The 15982-nt window shown below is 61.6% G+C and carries 18 protein-coding genes; 1 reads left to right on the top strand and 17 read right to left on the bottom strand.

Going from position 1 to position 15982, the window contains the following annotated elements; translation table 11 throughout:
• Nucleotides 1–15: 15 nt before the first annotated feature.
• Genes QM600_RS18795 through QM600_RS18825 form a run of 7 tightly spaced genes read right to left on the bottom strand, consistent with a single transcriptional unit; the run spans nt 16 to nt 6999 of the window.
• Nucleotides 16–1077: a DUF1214 domain-containing protein gene (locus QM600_RS18795; RefSeq protein ID WP_283263035.1), complete on the bottom strand. Its 1062-nt coding sequence runs from the start codon at nt 1075–1077 to the stop codon at nt 16–18.
• Between the two features lie 35 nt (nt 1078–1112).
• Entirely contained in the window at nt 1113–2258 is a 1146-nt protein-coding gene (locus QM600_RS18800) for a sulfotransferase family protein (protein WP_283263036.1), read from the bottom strand.
• 23 nt (nt 2259–2281) lie between these two features.
• The gene (locus tag QM600_RS18805; RefSeq protein ID WP_283263037.1) at nt 2282–3073 is read right to left on the bottom strand and encodes an SDR family oxidoreductase; all 792 of its coding nucleotides are present in this window, start codon (nt 3071–3073) and stop codon (nt 2282–2284) included.
• Nucleotides 3067–3426, bottom strand: coding sequence for a nuclear transport factor 2 family protein (locus QM600_RS18810; protein WP_283263038.1), 360 nt, complete (start codon nt 3424–3426; stop codon nt 3067–3069). The genes QM600_RS18805 and QM600_RS18810 overlap by 7 nt, the downstream gene beginning before the upstream one ends.
• A gap of 26 nt (nt 3427–3452) precedes the next feature.
• Nucleotides 3453–5354 carry a sulfate adenylyltransferase subunit CysN gene (gene cysN, locus QM600_RS18815; protein ID WP_283263039.1) on the bottom strand — a complete coding sequence of 634 codons (1902 nt, stop codon included), beginning with the start codon at nt 5352–5354 and terminating at the stop codon, nt 3453–3455.
• Nucleotides 5354–6259, bottom strand: coding sequence for a sulfate adenylyltransferase subunit CysD (gene cysD, locus QM600_RS18820; protein ID WP_094271745.1), 906 nt, complete (start codon nt 6257–6259; stop codon nt 5354–5356). The genes cysN and cysD overlap by 1 nt, the downstream gene beginning before the upstream one ends.
• On the bottom strand, nt 6256–6999 hold the full coding sequence (locus tag QM600_RS18825; protein WP_283263040.1) for a 3'(2'),5'-bisphosphate nucleotidase CysQ: 744 nt from the start codon (nt 6997–6999) through the stop codon (nt 6256–6258). Before QM600_RS18825 ends, cysD begins: the two co-directional genes overlap by 4 nt.
• A 289-nt stretch (nt 7000–7288) precedes the next feature.
• Here QM600_RS18825 and QM600_RS18830 point away from each other — a divergent pair, with 289 nt between their 5' ends.
• Nucleotides 7289–7900 (top strand): TetR/AcrR family transcriptional regulator, encoded by a 612-nt coding sequence (locus QM600_RS18830; RefSeq protein WP_283263041.1) that lies wholly within the window; start codon nt 7289–7291, stop codon nt 7898–7900.
• Nucleotides 7901–7913: 13 nt separating this feature from the next.
• Here the strand turns inward: QM600_RS18830 and QM600_RS18835 are convergent, their stop codons facing one another.
• From QM600_RS18835 to QM600_RS18880, 10 genes are all read right to left on the bottom strand, one after another.
• The gene (locus tag QM600_RS18835) at nt 7914–8195 is read right to left on the bottom strand and encodes a metal-sensitive transcriptional regulator (protein ID WP_094271743.1); all 282 of its coding nucleotides are present in this window, start codon (nt 8193–8195) and stop codon (nt 7914–7916) included.
• 91 nt (nt 8196–8286) lie between these two features.
• The gene (locus QM600_RS18840; protein WP_283263042.1) at nt 8287–8559 is read right to left on the bottom strand and encodes a hypothetical protein; all 273 of its coding nucleotides are present in this window, start codon (nt 8557–8559) and stop codon (nt 8287–8289) included.
• A complete protein-coding gene (gene mce1N, locus QM600_RS18845; protein ID WP_283263043.1) occupies nt 8552–9049 on the bottom strand; it encodes a transport-regulating membrane protein Mce1N in 498 nt (165 codons plus the stop codon). Before mce1N ends, QM600_RS18840 begins: the two co-directional genes overlap by 8 nt.
• Nucleotides 9042–9479 carry a hypothetical protein gene (locus tag QM600_RS18850; RefSeq protein ID WP_283263045.1) on the bottom strand — a complete coding sequence of 146 codons (438 nt, stop codon included), beginning with the start codon at nt 9477–9479 and terminating at the stop codon, nt 9042–9044. Before QM600_RS18850 ends, mce1N begins: the two co-directional genes overlap by 8 nt.
• A 31-nt stretch (nt 9480–9510) precedes the next feature.
• Nucleotides 9511–10137 (bottom strand): hypothetical protein, encoded by a 627-nt coding sequence (locus QM600_RS18855; protein ID WP_283263046.1) that lies wholly within the window; start codon nt 10135–10137, stop codon nt 9511–9513.
• A 51-nt stretch (nt 10138–10188) separates the two neighbouring features.
• Complete coding sequence (hemB, locus tag QM600_RS18860; protein WP_283263048.1) at nt 10189–11163, bottom strand: porphobilinogen synthase; 975 nt, start codon at nt 11161–11163, stop codon at nt 10189–10191.
• A 79-nt stretch (nt 11164–11242) separates the two neighbouring features.
• A complete protein-coding gene (locus QM600_RS18865) occupies nt 11243–12805 on the bottom strand; it encodes a bifunctional uroporphyrinogen-III C-methyltransferase/uroporphyrinogen-III synthase (protein WP_283263049.1) in 1563 nt (520 codons plus the stop codon).
• 60 nt (nt 12806–12865) lie between these two features.
• On the bottom strand, nt 12866–13822 hold the full coding sequence (hemC, locus tag QM600_RS18870) for a hydroxymethylbilane synthase (protein WP_283263050.1): 957 nt from the start codon (nt 13820–13822) through the stop codon (nt 12866–12868).
• Nucleotides 13819–15177: a glutamyl-tRNA reductase gene (locus tag QM600_RS18875; protein WP_283263052.1), complete on the bottom strand. Its 1359-nt coding sequence runs from the start codon at nt 15175–15177 to the stop codon at nt 13819–13821. Before QM600_RS18875 ends, hemC begins: the two co-directional genes overlap by 4 nt.
• Nucleotides 15174–15982: redox-sensing transcriptional repressor Rex (locus tag QM600_RS18880; RefSeq protein WP_502943022.1), on the bottom strand; the 809-nt coding region annotated here is incomplete at its 5' end. The genes QM600_RS18880 and QM600_RS18875, both read right to left, overlap by 4 nt.

Here is a 15982-nt window from a genome sequence, read left to right on the forward strand (position 1 = left end):
GTGAACTGCTCTGTTTTAGAGCTTGATTACCTTCGAGGTCGGGATCGGGTGCGTATCCGCCTTGATCCAACGCAGCGCCCATGTCCCTTCCGCATGCGAATCGGTGTTGATCCAGTTGCCGTAACCGGGATCCTTCGCCGCCACCACGATCGTCATCGTGCCGTCGTCGTTGAGCTTCGCGGTGTGGTTGTTGATGTAGATGTTCGTCCGGTTGTAGTCGAGCGACTCCACCCAGAAATTCTGCAGCACAAAGTTGAAGTACTCACAGTTCGGAACCTCGGTCTCGATGACCCACGCCTCGTCCTCGGCGAGCTTCCAGTAACCGTGGAAGTAGAAGATCGTCGGGTCGCCACCGGCGTCCTGGAAGTAGTCCTGCCCCCAGTCGAAGATCTCGTTGGCGTGAGGCTGGAACTTCCGCGACCACTCGAGGAAAGTCTCCGCCATACCCTTCACGATCCCGACCGACTTGGTCAGGCGATCCCCCATCTGCTCCGGAGTCAGCGGTTCGAACTCCCCGTCCGGATTCAGACACTCGATGGTCAGATCGCCGACAACCTCGTTGCGCCGGTCCTTGTAAGTCTGCCGGACAGAGATGAGGTTGCTGTCGGGTGCCAACGGCAGCCATGCACCCTCGGCAGGCTTGTCCACGCTCGCAATGAACTCGAAGCGGCCGTTCTCGTCGACCTCGAGGTCATGAATGTGTAGGTCGCCGGTCTGCAGCATGGTGCCGTCGATATGGTACCGATTGATGCGAGAACCGAAGGTGATCAGCGGGACCGTGCCCCGGGTGCCGATGATCCGGTAGCTGTACTTACCGGAGATGTTGGCGCGCATGTAGACGTTGTCCGGGTTGTCGGCACCGATCTTCGTCATCATGTTGGGATTGGGCGCCGACGAGAACTGCGGCCACCGCGGATCGGTGTACTCGACAGAGTTGATCGTCGCGTAGCGCAGCAAACGAGACAGGTAGCGGACGCCCTCGGCCTGGGTCAGCGGATCCTGAGGGACGATCTCGTCCTCCAGGACCTTTCCGACGTCGAGCAGATCTGCGCAAAAGTTTTCCCAAGTAGCGTTCATATGAATATCCTTTCTCTGGTTAATGTTTCGATAATTCAGACAGTGGTGGCGAACTTCGCTTCGACCTCGGCGGCCGTCACCCCGAAGTCCTCGAGCGAATACTGGTGCGACGGACGACGATGGTCGGCGAGGCTGGCCTGATGCGACGCCTCCACGGCGGCGCGAGCCGCATCCGTGAACGGCAGGGCGAACTGCGAATAGATCTTCTCGACCGTACCGACCGCGTCGGCGAGGAAGTCTTTGAAGTCAACGTCGATGAACTGCTCCGGGTTGTACCGGACACGCGCACTGTTGAAGTTCGCGTTACCGCGCGCCCACAGGTCCAACTGGGTGCGTCCGATGGTCGGGCGGTCGAACGCCTTCGACATGTCGTGCCCGCCTTGCTCCGAGAGGCTGAACGTCGACGCCATCGACGTCTGCGGATCGCGGAAAGTGCGAACGAACAACGCATCCGGGTAGACCCGCAGGATTTCGTCGATCGCGAAGACATGGCTAGGGCTCTTGAGGACCCACCGCCGCCCCTGGTCGTTCAGTCCGATCAACTGCAGGTTCTTCTTGTGCCGCGCGTACGTTTCGGTCCAGTCCTGCGTCTCCAGCCACTGCGAGTAACTCGGTACGTGCGCGACCGTCTCGAACGCGGTAGAGAGCAACGTCTGCTGCAGCAGACGCCAACATTCCTCCACCTCCTCCGACCCCATGAAATGCACCTTCATCAGGTCTGCCTCGTTGCGCTGACGGGCCCGGTAGAAGGCATCGGAGCGCACGAAATCCTCGTTCTCCGACCACTTGTCGCGATCGGGCCGCGGCTGCGGCGTCTCGGCGAGCCACATCTCGGCACCCTGATGCGCCGGGTCTGCCCCGAGCAACCGATGTAGTGCGGTGCTACCGGTGCGAGTCAACCCGACTACGAAGATCGGACGCTCGATCGGAACGTCTACGTGCTCAGGGTATTTCACGAAGCCGGCCTCGCTTGTCAGCCGGCCCGCGAGCGCTCCGATGATCATCTTGCGAGCGATCGCCTTCCCGTGGGGAGTGAGGTCGGCCTCTCGCTCGAACGACTCGAGCAGGACCCCAAGCCCTTCGAGGTAACCGTCACTGCCGAAGTCGTCGTACCCGGCTACCTCGCGCGCGGCCTGGTGCAGGTCCTCGATGGAACCGATACCGTCGTAATCCTGTGTCATAAGTAATCCTTGTGAGAGTTGCTTCAGTGGTGCGTGTGACCGCAGTTGACGTCGAGGCATTGCCCGGTGATGGCGCGAGCGAATTCTGATCCGAGGAAGACCACCGCATTCGCGATGTCGTCGGGTTCGGGCAGTCGACGCAAATCGGTCCCTGCCGCGATCTCGTCGTAGATCACGCGCGGATCGACGCCACGTTCGGCGGCCTTCTTGTCGAACATGTTCTTGACCGAATCCGCCCAGATGTACCCGGGTGCAACAGAGTTCACGCGAACCCCCTTGGGCCCGAGCTCGACCGACAGACTCCGCGCGATTGCCAGAAGTCCGGCTTTCATCACACGGTAGGCCCCGAACCCGGGAAGCTGATTGCGCAGCACCATGGAGTTGACCATCACGATGGACCCCTGCGACGCAATCAATGCCGGCGCCAATGCGCGCGTGACGTTCAACGCCGCAAGCATGTTGATGTCGATCCCCGACTGGATGGACGCCATGTCAGCTTCGAGGAGCGGGACCTGTGCCGGTTGAACAAACGCATTGTTGACCAGGGCGTCCACGGCACCGAACTCAGCGAGGGCAGTTTCCGCCAACGACGCAATCGAATCGACGTCGGTGAGATCAGTGGGAACCGCCAACGCGATCCCGCCGCGATCACGAATCTCGGTCGCCACCGTTTCCAGACGCTCGAGGGTGCGGGCAGCCAAGACAACTTTCGCTCCGGCTGCCGCGCTCTGCACTGCGATCGAACGGCCCAGCGCCGGGCCTACTCCCGAGACCACGACAACCTTGCCGGCCAGCAGGCCCGAAGCGCTCAACACAGGGCCTGCGGATCGAGAACCACACTCAGAGAAACGATCTTGCAGTTCTCGTCGAACTCGAAGAGATCCGAGGCTGCGAAGTCGGGAATACCGACTCGCTGCACCCGAAGTTGCATGGCTGCATACTTTCCCGCCACTGTGATCGGGCCGAGCAGGCTGACCGTGAAGTCGACCTTGGCGCACGCGGTGTCGAATGCGCGAATCTCGTCGACTCCGTGAAAGGTTTTGACACCCAACGGTTCATGTTGAACAGCGTCATCTGCGAACAAGGCAACCAACTTGTCGACTTCATGATTCCCGAGATGACGCACGTAGCTTTCTACAGCTGAGACGACGGCGGAACGATCAGGCACTGGATCTCCTCGTTATTCGTTGGCGGTCAGGAAATTGTTCCGCGGGCGCGGAGGAAGTCGACGATGATCACTGCCGCGTCGTGTGTGGTGGTGACGCTGGTGTCGATGTGGATATCGGGGCGCAGTGGCGCTTCGTAGGGTGAATCAACACCCGTGAAGTTGACCAGTTCCCCACGTCGAGCCTTTTTGTAGAGGCCCTTGGGATCTCGCTCTTCTGCGACGGCGATAGCGGTGTCGACAAAGATTTCGACGAAGTGGTCGTCACCGATCAATTCACGGGCGGCATGACGCTCCGCCTCGAACGGTGAGATGAACGACGCGAGGACGATCAGGCCGGCATCAGCCATCAGTCCAGAGACTTCGGTGACACGACGGATGTTCTCGACGCGGTCGGCATCGGTGAACCCCAGGTCGCGATTCAACCCATGACGGACGTTGTCCCCGTCGAGTAGGTAGGTGTGCGCACCGAGAGCGTGCAGTTGACGCTCCACGGCATTGGCAATGGTCGATTTCCCCGAACCGGAGAGTCCGGTGAACCACAAGACTGCGGGCCTGTGACCTTTCAACCTGCTGTGAGCGTCGGCATCGACATCGACGGACTGCCAGTGGATATTGTCGGACCGTCGCAGTGCGTGCTCGATCATTCCAGCGCCGACGGTACCGTTGGTCAACCGATCGATGAGGATGAAGCCGCCGGTATCGCGGTTATCGGTATACGGATCGAACGGGACCGGCCGATCGAAACTGATGTTGCACACACCGATTTCGTTCAGCGCCAGGGTGTTGGTGGCCGTCTTTTCGAGAGTGTTGACGTTGATCTTGTGTTTCGGTTTGGTAATCCGCGCTTGGACCGTAACCGTGCCGATCTGGCAGAGGTAAGGCCGCTCGGGCAGCATTTCGTCTTCACCCATCCACACGAGGTGGGCTTCGAATTGGTCGGCGACGGGCGACGGCGCGTCGGCCGCTGCGAGAACGTCACCTCGGCTGATGTCGATCTCGTCGGCCAGTGTAATCGTGACCGATTGGCCGGCACCTGCCTCTGCCAGGTCACCGTCCATAGTGACGATGCGGGCAACAGTCGACGATTTTCCGCTGGGCAGAACCCGCACGGCGTCGCCGGGTTGCACTGTCCCGGAAACAATCTGACCCGAGAAGCCACGGAAGTCGAGATCCGGTCGGTTAACCCACTGCACCGGCATCCGGAACGGACTCCGCTGAGTGGAATCGTCGATGTCGACGCTCTCGAGGTGCTCGATCAAACTGGGACCGGAGTACCAGGGCGTGAGCGCACTGCGCTCGGTGAGATTGTCGCCCTTGTACGCCGACATCGGAATGGCAACAAACCCTTCGAGTCCGATCTCTTGAGCGAAGGACGTGTAGTCCGCCACGATAGTGTCGAACACCTCCTGCGAGTAGTCGACAAGATCGAGCTTGTTGACGGCGAGCACAACATGTTTGATGCCGAGCAACGACACGAGATATGAGTGCCGACGGGTCTGAGTAAGGATTCCTTTGCGCGAGTCGACAAGGATCACGGCGAGATCAGCGGTCGAAGCGCCGGTCACCATGTTGCGGGTGTACTGCTCATGTCCCGGTGTGTCGGCGACAACGAACTTACGACGTTCGGTCGTGAAGTAGCGATAGGCGACATCGATGGTGATGCCCTGCTCACGTTCGGCTGCGAGACCGTCGACGAGGAGCGCGAAATCGAGCCCTTCGCCCTGCGTGCCGCTCTTGCGCGAATCCGCTTCGAGTGCCGAAAGTTGGTCGTCGAAAACAAGTTTCGACTCATAGAGCAAGCGGCCGATCAAGGTACTCTTGCCGTCGTCGACGCTGCCACAGGTGATGAAGCGCAGCATGCTCTTGTTGGCGTGCCGTTCGAGGTAAGCCTCGATGTCGTCGGCGATAAGGTCCGAGGAAACGGTCATCAGAAGTACCCCTCTTGCTTCTTCTTCTCCATCGACGCGCTGGAGTCGTGGTCGATGACCCGGCCCTGGCGTTCGGAAGTGGTGGTGAGCAACATTTCCGAGATGATCTCGGTCAAGCTGGTGGCAGTCGATTCGACAGCACCGGTCAGTGGGTAGCACCCGAGGGTACGGAAACGAACACTCTTGAGTTCCGGAGTTTCACCGGGCAGCAACGGCATCCGGTCGTCGTCGACCATGATCAACGCGCCGTCACGTTCGACAACGGGACGCTTCGCCGCAAAATACAGCGGAACAATCGGAATCTGTTCCTGGCGTATGTATTCCCACACATCCAGTTCGGTCCAATTCGAGAGCGGGAACACGCGCAGGCTCTCGCCCGGCGACTTGCGGACGTTGTACATCCGCCACAGTTCCGGTCGCTGCTGCTTCGGATCCCAGCGGTGCGCGGCCGATCGGATCGAGAAGATCCTTTCCTTGGCCCGGGATTTTTCCTCGTCACGGCGGGCGCCGCCGAATGCCGCATCGAACTTGTAGTGATCCAGGGCTTGCTTGAGGCCCTCGGTTTTCCACATGTCGGTGTGGACGGCGCTACCGTGGGTGAAGGGGTTGATGCCCTTCTCCACACATTCCGGATTGGTGTGCACGAGGAGATCAAGGTCCGCTGAGGCTGCGGTCTCGTCGCGAAGGTCGTACATCTCGCGGAACTTCCAGGTCGTGTCGACGTGGAGCAGCGGGAAGGGAAGCTTCGACGGATAGAACGCCTTACGCGCCAGGTGCAGCATCACGGCGGAGTCCTTGCCCACCGAATACAACATCACCGGGTTTTCGCTCTGCGCCACGGCTTCGCGCATGATGTGGATACTCTCGGCCTCGAGCCGTTCGAGATGGGTCAGCGTCACAGTCATCGGTTCAGCACCTCCAGTGCTTGGGGGGCGAGTTCGGGTCGGCAGATCAACAGATCCGGCAACCACGGATCCTCTTGGTTGTAGCGCAGTTCACTACCGTCGATACGTGAAACATGCAGTCCTGCAGCTTGTGCGACGGCAACAGGAGCGGCAGAATCCCACTCGTACTGGCCGCCGGCGTGGGCATAGATATCTGCGTCCCCGCGCACCACCGCCATGGCCTTGGCTCCGGCCGAGCCCATCTCGATCAACTCGGCACCCATCGAATCGGCCATTCGCATGACCGGCTCCGGACGCCGCGTCCGTGACACCGCAACCCGAACCGGCAATGCCGAACTACGTTCCTGGCGGCCGTCGGCGCTCGAGTAGGTAACCCCGAGGGCAGGCATTGCGACTGCGCCTACCGTGAGAGCACCTTTTTCGATCAGGGCGACATGGACGGCCCAATCGGATCGTCCTAGCTCGCCGTACTCGCGAGTGCCGTCGAGCGGGTCGACGATCCACACCCGATGTGCATTCAGGCGGGCTGTGTCGTCAGCGCCCTCTTCCGAAAGCACCGCGTCATCGGGAAAGAGTCGGGCAAGTTCGGCGACGATGAACTCGTGGCTGAGCCGATCCGCCGCGTCCTTGAACTCCGCAGGGTTCGTGTCGGAGCCGAGAGCTTTCCGATGATCGAGCAAGAGCACACCGGCGGCAGTCGCGATGTCGCTCGCCGCCTGCTCGTCCCTGGTCCGTGTCATTCGTACTCCACAACTGTGTAGACCTCCCGCGCTTTTCGCGCTGGGGAGGAACAAAATGTCTGCGATCGAGCCGGTGGCCCGAATCTTCTCGACCGTCGAGGGTTCGGCATATCGGAACCCCTCAACTGTGGTCTGAAGCACACCGTAGCAGAAGAATGAACGATGTTCATTCTATTTTGAACAATGTTCTTTCCGTGATATGAATCACTGAATGACAAACCGGGTGGTCAAGAACGAACAGCGTTCATATGCGATTGAGGTTGCGACTGGTCCCGACTACGGTGATCGAATGCGCAGTACCAGCAGTAACTCGATCTACGGCGACGCCGAAGTACGTCGACGCCGAACACTGGATGCGGCCATCGCACTCCTGGACGAAGGCGGGTACTCGGCACTGACCCTCCGAGCCGTCGCGAAACGCGCCGGGACCAGCACCGGATTGATCTATCAGTACTTCCTCGACAAGCAAGACATCTTTGCGGCGCTTCTCAGCGAAAGCCAACTCGAGATGGCAGATTTTGTGAACTCACTCCCCCGCGAGCAAGGGCTGACCGCACTACTTGCGGCCATGATCCCGGAATTTGCACGGCATTGGGCCAGGGTAGGTCGACTCGTCACCACCTGGCGCGACATCGAGGGAATGGCCGGATCCGAAAGGGAGAGCATGCTCGACCTTCACGCATCCGTGTCGATCTACAACGCGGCGTTAATTCGAGCCCTCGCCGAGTCTGCTGCGGCTGAGGGAAGCACTTTGCTGGACGATCCTGCACTGATCCATGTTGTGCTCTCCGGGCTGAAAGGCCTGTCGGACACCATCGTCAACGACTTTGCCAAGGAACTCACCCCCGGGCACCTGGTGAATTTCTCGGCCCGCGCACTCGCGCGAGCCATCACAGCGTGAATCGAACTTTTGCTCAGGATTTGACGAGACGCGCGATTGCGGCCTGAGCTTCTTTGATCTTCACGTCCGCTTCGGGACCGCCCTGCTTGGCTGCTTCGACGACGCATCCGGCCAGGTGTGCGTCGAGAAGTTTCAGGGATACAGACTGCAATGCGCTGGTAGCCGCAGATACCTGCGTGAGGACATCGATGCAGTACCGGTCGTCCGCGACCATGCGCGAGATACCCGCGACCTGACCTTCGATGCGACGAAGACGTTTGAGCAGGTCTTCCTGCTCCGGACTGTAACTACTCATGCAGCAAGCATACCCCCTACCCGTATAAGGTCCATTGAAGTGCGGGCCATTGAAGTGCGGGTCAGTGAAGTGCGGGTCAGTGAAGTGCGGGTCAGTGAAGTGCGACGAACCCCAAGCGCACTCGTCGAATCACATCGATCATCATCAGGCATCCCAACAGAACAGACAATCCTGCACCCGAAATCCACAGGCCGTCGTAGTGGGTTCCCTCGAACGGCGGTGCACCCTCGATCAACGGAGCGAAGGTCGAGGTAGTTCGGCCGGCATTCCAGCACATCACCGCCAGAGCCAGAGCGGCCACAGCGCCGACGAGGCCCACCCAGGTTTTGGCACTCGCTTTCACACCACCGCGTCGCTCACTCATCGTTCACGCTTTCCTTTTCAGCGCCCATCGCCTGGTTCAAGGCCGCGCGCAATGCCTCGTCATCCTTGGCCCAGGCCCTCACCAAACCACCGGTTGTCAGCCGTAGGCCGATGCCGTGTCGTCGGCGAGGTACACCCGACAGTTCGCCCAGTGCCCGCGCGGTCTCCCACGGTTCTATGTCTTCTTCGTAGGCAGCGTCATCCGATTCGGGAAACACCTCGGCGATTTCACGGAGCGGCACCTCCTCGGTGCCCTGGCGCAGCGTCGTGGTGGTCAATTGGACGCTGGCATGCCGACGCGCAGCAATCACCTGCACGTAAACCAACCCGGTCAGGATCACCGCGAACATCGCCAACCCGAACCAGTGCACAACAGGACCGGTGAACAGTTCGATAATCAGCGCAATCACGCAGAAAATCGGGCCGAATGCGATGGCAACCATCCGTGAACCCGGCTCGTAGAAGAGGACCTCCGGCGACTCTTCAACCATGGGCAAACCAACTCCGAGTCGAATCACGATAGATCGACACACCGGCACCGACCAGCATGACGGGAACGACGAGCGCCAGCAGCGTACTGATGCCGGCAACCACCAAAGCGATCTGCAGTACCGAGAACACACCCGAATAGATGACAAGAATTCGTCGACACAGACTCCGGCCCATCCGCGTCGGAGTGGCCAGACCGCCGACAATCAGTCCGCTGAGCAGCAACACCACACCGAATACGCGCACAAAAGTGACGTAGGTATCGATATTGCCGGGAGAAATGCCCTGACCGGAGAACTGTTCTCGCAGTGAGTACGAGGCACTCGACATATTGATCAAGCCGAACAGGATCAGCAGGAATGCACTCGCGATCCACAACCAGAAGGCCGCGTCGACCGTGGTCGGCGGCCGGACTTTGCTCGATGATCTCACAGCGCCACGCCTGTGCTATCCGCCACCGTGTTCACCGCGCTTGCGGGGGAAATCTGAGAAAATACGGATTCGAGTCCTTGCGGTGCATCATCACAATCGCAAAAACCGCGGCAACTGCTTGCAGGATCTGTGCGCCACCGAGCAAGAGCGTCGTACCGCCGCCGACGCCGAGACCCAGAATCACCGGAACTGCGGAGACGACCATGAAGACTCCGCCGAACGTCAACAGCATGCGCGCCCAGTTCTTGCCACGACTCATGAATCGCACGACCAGCAGGAACAAGGCTGTGAATATCAGGATCATGACTGCTGCCATGACAACCGCCATCGGGAAGACGTTCTCGATGTCGCCGCGTGTGAGGCCTGCGTCAACTGCAGCGGGGTTTCGGAGCATCTCGTCGACAAACGTGGACTTCTGACCGAGCATCATCGCGATCATCGCGCCGCCCTGCACCACACCCAGCACAGTCACCGCCCACCACAACTGAATCGCCGTCACCACGTCGGTCGGCGGTTCGGCCTTGTTTCCCGACGAATGCGGCGACGGATTGGTCGGCATCGGGCCGAGTGGGTGGAACTGGTTTTGGTACTGCTGGTTTTGGTACTGCTCGTTGTCGTACGGGGGTTCCTGGCGAGGAGGCGGCCACTGCTCGGTCATGAAGACAGCGTATCCGTCGAAGCACCCATACTCACCAATGCTCGCGTCACTTCACAACCAGCCGGCAACTTCGGCAGCCCAATAGGTAAGCACAACATCTGCTCCGGCCCGCCGGATACTGGTCAACGATTCTAGAATGGCCGCATCCCGGTCGATCCAGCCGTTCTGCGCTGCCGCCGTGATCATCGAGTACTCACCTGAGATCTGGTACGCAGCCACCGGAACCGGCGAGCGGTCGGCGGTCTCACGCAGGATGTCGAGGTAGGACATGGCCGGCTTCACCATCACCATGTCAGCGCCTTCGGCGATGTCGAGATCGACTTCGCGCATCGACTCACGACGGTTGGCCGCGTCCTGCTGGTACGTACGACGGTCACCTTCCAACGAGGATCCGACAGCTTCACGGAAAGGTCCGTAGAACGCCGACGCGTACTTCGCCGCGTAGGCCAACTGTCCGACCTCGGTGTAGCCGGAGGCATCGAGCGCCCCGCGGATGGCTGCCACCTGGCCGTCCATCATTCCACTCGGACCGAGGAGGTGAGCGCCTGAATCTGCTTGCGCGAGAGCCATTTCGATGTACCGAATCAGAGTCGCATCATTGTCGACGGCACCGCTGGGCGCCAGAACTCCGCAGTGACCGTGATCGGTGAACTCGTCGAGACACGTATCGGCCATAATGACCGTCGAATCGCCGAGTTCGTCTGCGAGAGCACGCAATCCAACGTTGAGAATGCCGTCGGGGTCAGACGCTCCCGACCCCTGAGGGTCTTTGTCCTCGGCCTTGGGAACACCGAAGAGCATCAATCCGCCGACACCGGCCGCAACGGCCTCGGTCGCGGCGACGCGCAACGAATCCAGCGTGTGCTGATAAACGCCTGGCATGGAACTGATCTCATAAGGGGCGCTGATCCCGTCCGCGACGAACATCGGCAACACGAGATGCCGGGGCTCGAGCGTGGTCTCCGCGACCAGTCGCCGAAGCGCCGGAGTGCGCCGGAGTCGGCGAGGACGATGGGTGGGAAACACGAGACGGGATCTCCTTCGTCGGACCTTGGCTTGTGCGCCTTTATCGACGGTCGGCGGTCGATAAAGGCGCACAAGCGTGTTAGCGCCTACGTGACTTCTTGCGCGGAGGAGGCAAAGCGCCCTCGGCACGAAGGCGAGCAGCATGTTCCGCGAGTGCCTCGACCAACGGGCCGACCTGCGAGGTTTCGGGTTGCACGTCGACGCGCAGACCGAACTCGATAGCGGTTTCCGCAGTCTTCGGGCCGATGCACGCAACCAGGGTGCGAGCGTGCGGCTTGCCGGCGATGCCGACGAGGTTACGAACCGTCGAGGACGAGGTGAAGCAGACGGCGTCGAATCCGCCGGTCTTGATCATCTCGCGGGTCTCGGCGGCCGGCGGTGCAGCGCGCACGGTGCGGTAAGCGGTGACGTCGTCGATTTCCCAACCGCGTTCACGCAGACCTTCGGCGAGGGTTTCGGTTGCGATGTCGGCACGGGGCAACAGAACTCGGTTGACCGGGTCGAAAACGTCGTCGTAGGGCGCGAATTCGGCCAGCAGACCTTCGCTGGACTGATCACCCTTGGGTACCAGCTCGGGGTTGATGCCGAACGAGCGAACCTTGGCTGCGGTGGCTTCACCGATGCAGGCGATCTTCACACCCGAGAATGCGCGGGCATCGAGACCGAATTCTTCGAACTTCTCCCACACTGCGCGAACAGCATTAGTGGAAGTGAAGACGACCCACTGGTAACGACCGTCGACGAGGCCCTTGACTGAACGCTCCATCTGAGCGGGGCTACGCGGCGGTTCGACGGCGATGGTCGGAACCTCGATCGGGATGGCACCGTGGGTGACCAGACGGTCACTCATTTCGCCGGCCTGATCCTTGGTGCGCGGCACGAGGACGGTCCAGCCGTACAGTGCGCGCGACTCCCACCAGGACATCTTGTTGCGCTGGCTGACTACCTTGCCGACGGTGACGATGAGCGAGCCGACGAGTTCGGAGCCGGCTTCGTTGAGCGTCGCCAACGTTGCTTCGACGGTGCGCTGCTGACGCGTGGTGCCGCGCACGGTGATGGCGGCGGGCGTCTGCGGTGCCATGCCGTTTTCCACCAGAGCACTTGCCGTCTCGGCGAGGTGTCCGGAGGTAGCGTGCAGAACCAACGGTCCCGGTGCTGCGGCCAGGGCAGCCCAGTCGACCTCGCCGCGGACGTCAGCTTCGGTGTGACCCGAACCCAGTGCCATACCGGCGTAGCTCGGCACTGCCGAACCGGACGGAAGTCCGGGCAGGACCTCGAACTGGACCTGGGTGCGGGCTACGGCGGTGACCTCGGCGATCACGGAATCCGTAGTGAGCGGATCACCCGAAACGAGACGGACCACGTCGTGGCCGTTCTTCGCTTCGTGCACAAGAGTTTTGGCAACCTCGGCCGGCTCCCCGAGAGCGGGGCGCACGTCGGCGATCAGTTCACCGGTTTCTTCGTCCCGACCCATGTCGATGCCCACAAGAGCGACAACGCCCTTGTCTACATCAGGATCGGTGAACGCCAAAGCTGCGCCGGTGAGGACGTCGCGGGCGCGAACGGTGAGCAGGGCGGGGTCGCCCGGTCCCGATCCCACGAACAGGATCCGTCCGGGAGTGTTCTTTCGGACTCGGGTCATCGGTGATTCTCCAGTGCGCTGTATCGAAATGGGAACTTGGTGCAAGTGCAATTGGTTGTGTCAAACATCGGCGGCCTCGCCTGTGGTCACGTTCATCAGCTCTCGGGCGCCGAGTTCGAGCAACTCACGCGCCACCGCTCGGCCGAGTTCCTCGGCCTTGTCCGGTGCACCGACGGCGCCGGTACGGATGACGTCCGAACCGTCGAGTGCCGCTGCGCAGCCGCGGATCGACAGCTCGTCGAAAATGTTGCCGTCTTCGTCAATCGATTCGACGATTTCGGCGATTGCCCCGACGGGCGCTGTGCATCCCGCTTCGAGTTCTGCGAGCAGTGACCGCTCGGCGGTAACCGCAGCCCGGGTACTCGCGTCGTCGAGCTGCGCGAGTATCGCCACCAATTCTTCATTGGCGGAGAGGCATTCGACTGCCAGCGCACCCTGCGCGGGCGCGGGCAGCATCTGAACCGGTTCGATGTTCTCCGTGATGAGATCGAGCAGACCGATCCGGGACAGTCCGGCACGCGCGAGAATTACGGCGTCGAGTTCACCGGATTCGACCTTGCCCAACCGGCGCTGCAGGTTTCCGCGCAGCGGCACGATGTCGAGTCCGAGGCCGAGTGCGCGCAACTGCGAAACTCGTCGCGGCGCAGACGTTCCGACCTTGGAGCCGACGGGCAGTTCACCGAGGACCAGTCCGTCACGGGCAACCAGCGCGTCACGAGGATCTTCACGAACCGGGATCGCAGCGATCACGAAGCGAGAATCCTGAGCGGTCGGAAGATCCTTGTACGAATGCACGGCAACGTCGACGCGATTGTCCGCCAAAGCTTCTCGGAGCTCGGCGGTGAAGACACCGACGCCGATGGTCTGCACCGGATCGGTGGACTGATCACCCTTGGTCTTGATGATGACAAGCTCTGCCGGATGCCCGGCCGCAATCAGTGCATCGCGCACGGTTCCGGCCTGGGTAGTGGCGAGAAGACTTCCGCGAGTACCGATCCGCAAGATATCGCTGCTCATGCCTGCGGTTCCTTTCCGAAGCGTTCGTCCACCAGATCGGTGGGCGTGGCAACTGCAGCCGGCGATCCGGGACTGAGCTCGAAGAGCTCACGGAGCGCTGCTGCATACGAGTCGCCGCCTGGCGCGGACGCCAGTTGTTTGACGCGCACTGTGGGCGCGTGCAGCAGTTTGTCCACGACGCGGCGCACGGTGCGTGCTACCTCGTCTCGTTGCGGATCGTCGAGTCCGGGCAGACGCGAGTCGAGTCGCATCAGTTCGGCTTCGACGACGTCGGCGGCGCGCTGTCGCAGCGCAGTGACAGTCGGGGTGACCTCCGCGAGTCGCTGAAGGGCTAGGTAGGTGGCCAGTTCGCCGGCAACGATGGCGCGGGCGGCCTCGGCGTCGGATGCTGCGGCACCGGCGGCCGGGTCACGTTGCAGCGCTTCCATATCGAGCACAGTGACGCCGGGGAGACCGGCGACGGCCGGGTCGATGTCACGGGGCAAGCCCAGGTCGCAGATCACAAGATGCTTGGTGGTGTCGCGGCCCGGATGAGCAAGAGCCCGGTGAGCGTCGGCGAGAGTGACGACGGCTCCGACTGCCCCGGTACAGGTCACCAGAACGTCGGCCTGCGCCATTGCGGACGAAAGTTCCTCGAAGGCAACACCTTCTGCGACGACGCCGTTGGATCGCGCGGTCTCGGCAAGGTGCTCGGCACGCTCGCGGGTGCGGTTGACGACGATGATGCGGTCGATACCGGCCCGGGTCAGGTGCGCAACGGAGAGCCCGCCCATCGCTCCGGCGCCGACGACCACTGCCGTTCGTCCGGCCAGCCCGCCGTCACCGATGATTCCGGCAGCACGGTCGAGCGCTACCGACACCACTGATGCTCCGGCAGAGTCGATTCCGGTTTCGGAGTGCACACGCTTACCGACGCGCAATGCCTGCTGCGCCAGTTCGTGAACAACCCGACCGGCCGCGTGCTGTGCGTCGGAAGACGCGTAGGCGGTGCGGATCTGACCGAGAATCTGCTGTTCACCGATCACCATGGAGTCGAGTCCGCTGGCGACGACAAAGAGGTGTTCGACGGCGGCTTCGCTGTAGCGCACGTAGGCGTGTGCATGCAGTGCCGTGAGATCCATGCCCGAGTGGTCTGCGAGGATCTCGCCGACTTCGGTGAGTGCACCGTGGAACGCGTCCACCACCGCGTAGATCTCCACCCTGTTGCAGGTGGAGACGATCATCGCCTCGGTTATGTGTGACGACGCCAGAAGCTTGTCGATCAGCTTCGGACGGTCGGTGTCGGTTACAGCCACTCGCTCGAGAACCGGCACGGGTGCGGTTTGATGCGAGACCCCGACAAGCAGAACACTCACGGCGCGATCACTGATCCGTTTCTGGTCGAACCTGCCCCGACCGGAGCGGGTGAACTTGTGGATGGGATAGACGAAGCGGATGTCGCATGTGCGACGCGTACTCGGGGGCCGTTGGACGCCTGATCTGCATTGCGTGCGCTGTTGAATGATAGGACCTGCATTTCGACTGCCAGGTCGACGCGGCGAAGTTCCACGTGGTCCGGTACGTCGAGGGCGATGGGCGAAAAGCTCATGATGCACCGAAGGCCGGCCCGGACGAACTGATCACAGACGTCCTGAGCGGCCTCGTCGGGAGTGGAGATGACACCGATGGTGGCTTTCAGTTCCCGGCACGCGGATTCGAGTTCGGTGGTATCGCGAACTGTCAGCTCCCCGACCTGGGTTCCGACCCGGCCGGAGTCACTGTCGAACAACCCGACCATCTCGAAGCCGCGCCGACTGAATCCGCCGTATCCGACCAGGGCTTTGCCGAGGTTGCCGACGCCCACGAGGACAACTTTGTGCCCGCGATCGAGCCCGAGAGCCCGCTCGATGCGGATGCGCAGTTTGGTGACGTCGTATCCGACTCCGCGAACACCGTTAGGACCGAGGAATGACAGATCCTTGCGCAACTTCGCTGATCCGACGCCTGAGGCCTGCGCGAGTTCTTCACTGGAGACGATGGAGGTGCCGCGGTCTGACATCACTCCGAGGACCCGCAGGTACGCGGCCAACCGGGTCACCGTAGCCTGGGGGATGACGCGATCCTGCGTAGTAACCGAAGAATCCGCGGTGGCGGCACCGGCAGTAGTGACAGAAGTGCCCG

It is taken from the genome of Rhodococcus sp. IEGM 1379, from assembly GCF_030056815.1.
In the GTDB taxonomy this organism is placed as follows: Bacteria; Actinomycetota; Actinomycetes; order Mycobacteriales; family Mycobacteriaceae; genus Rhodococcus_F.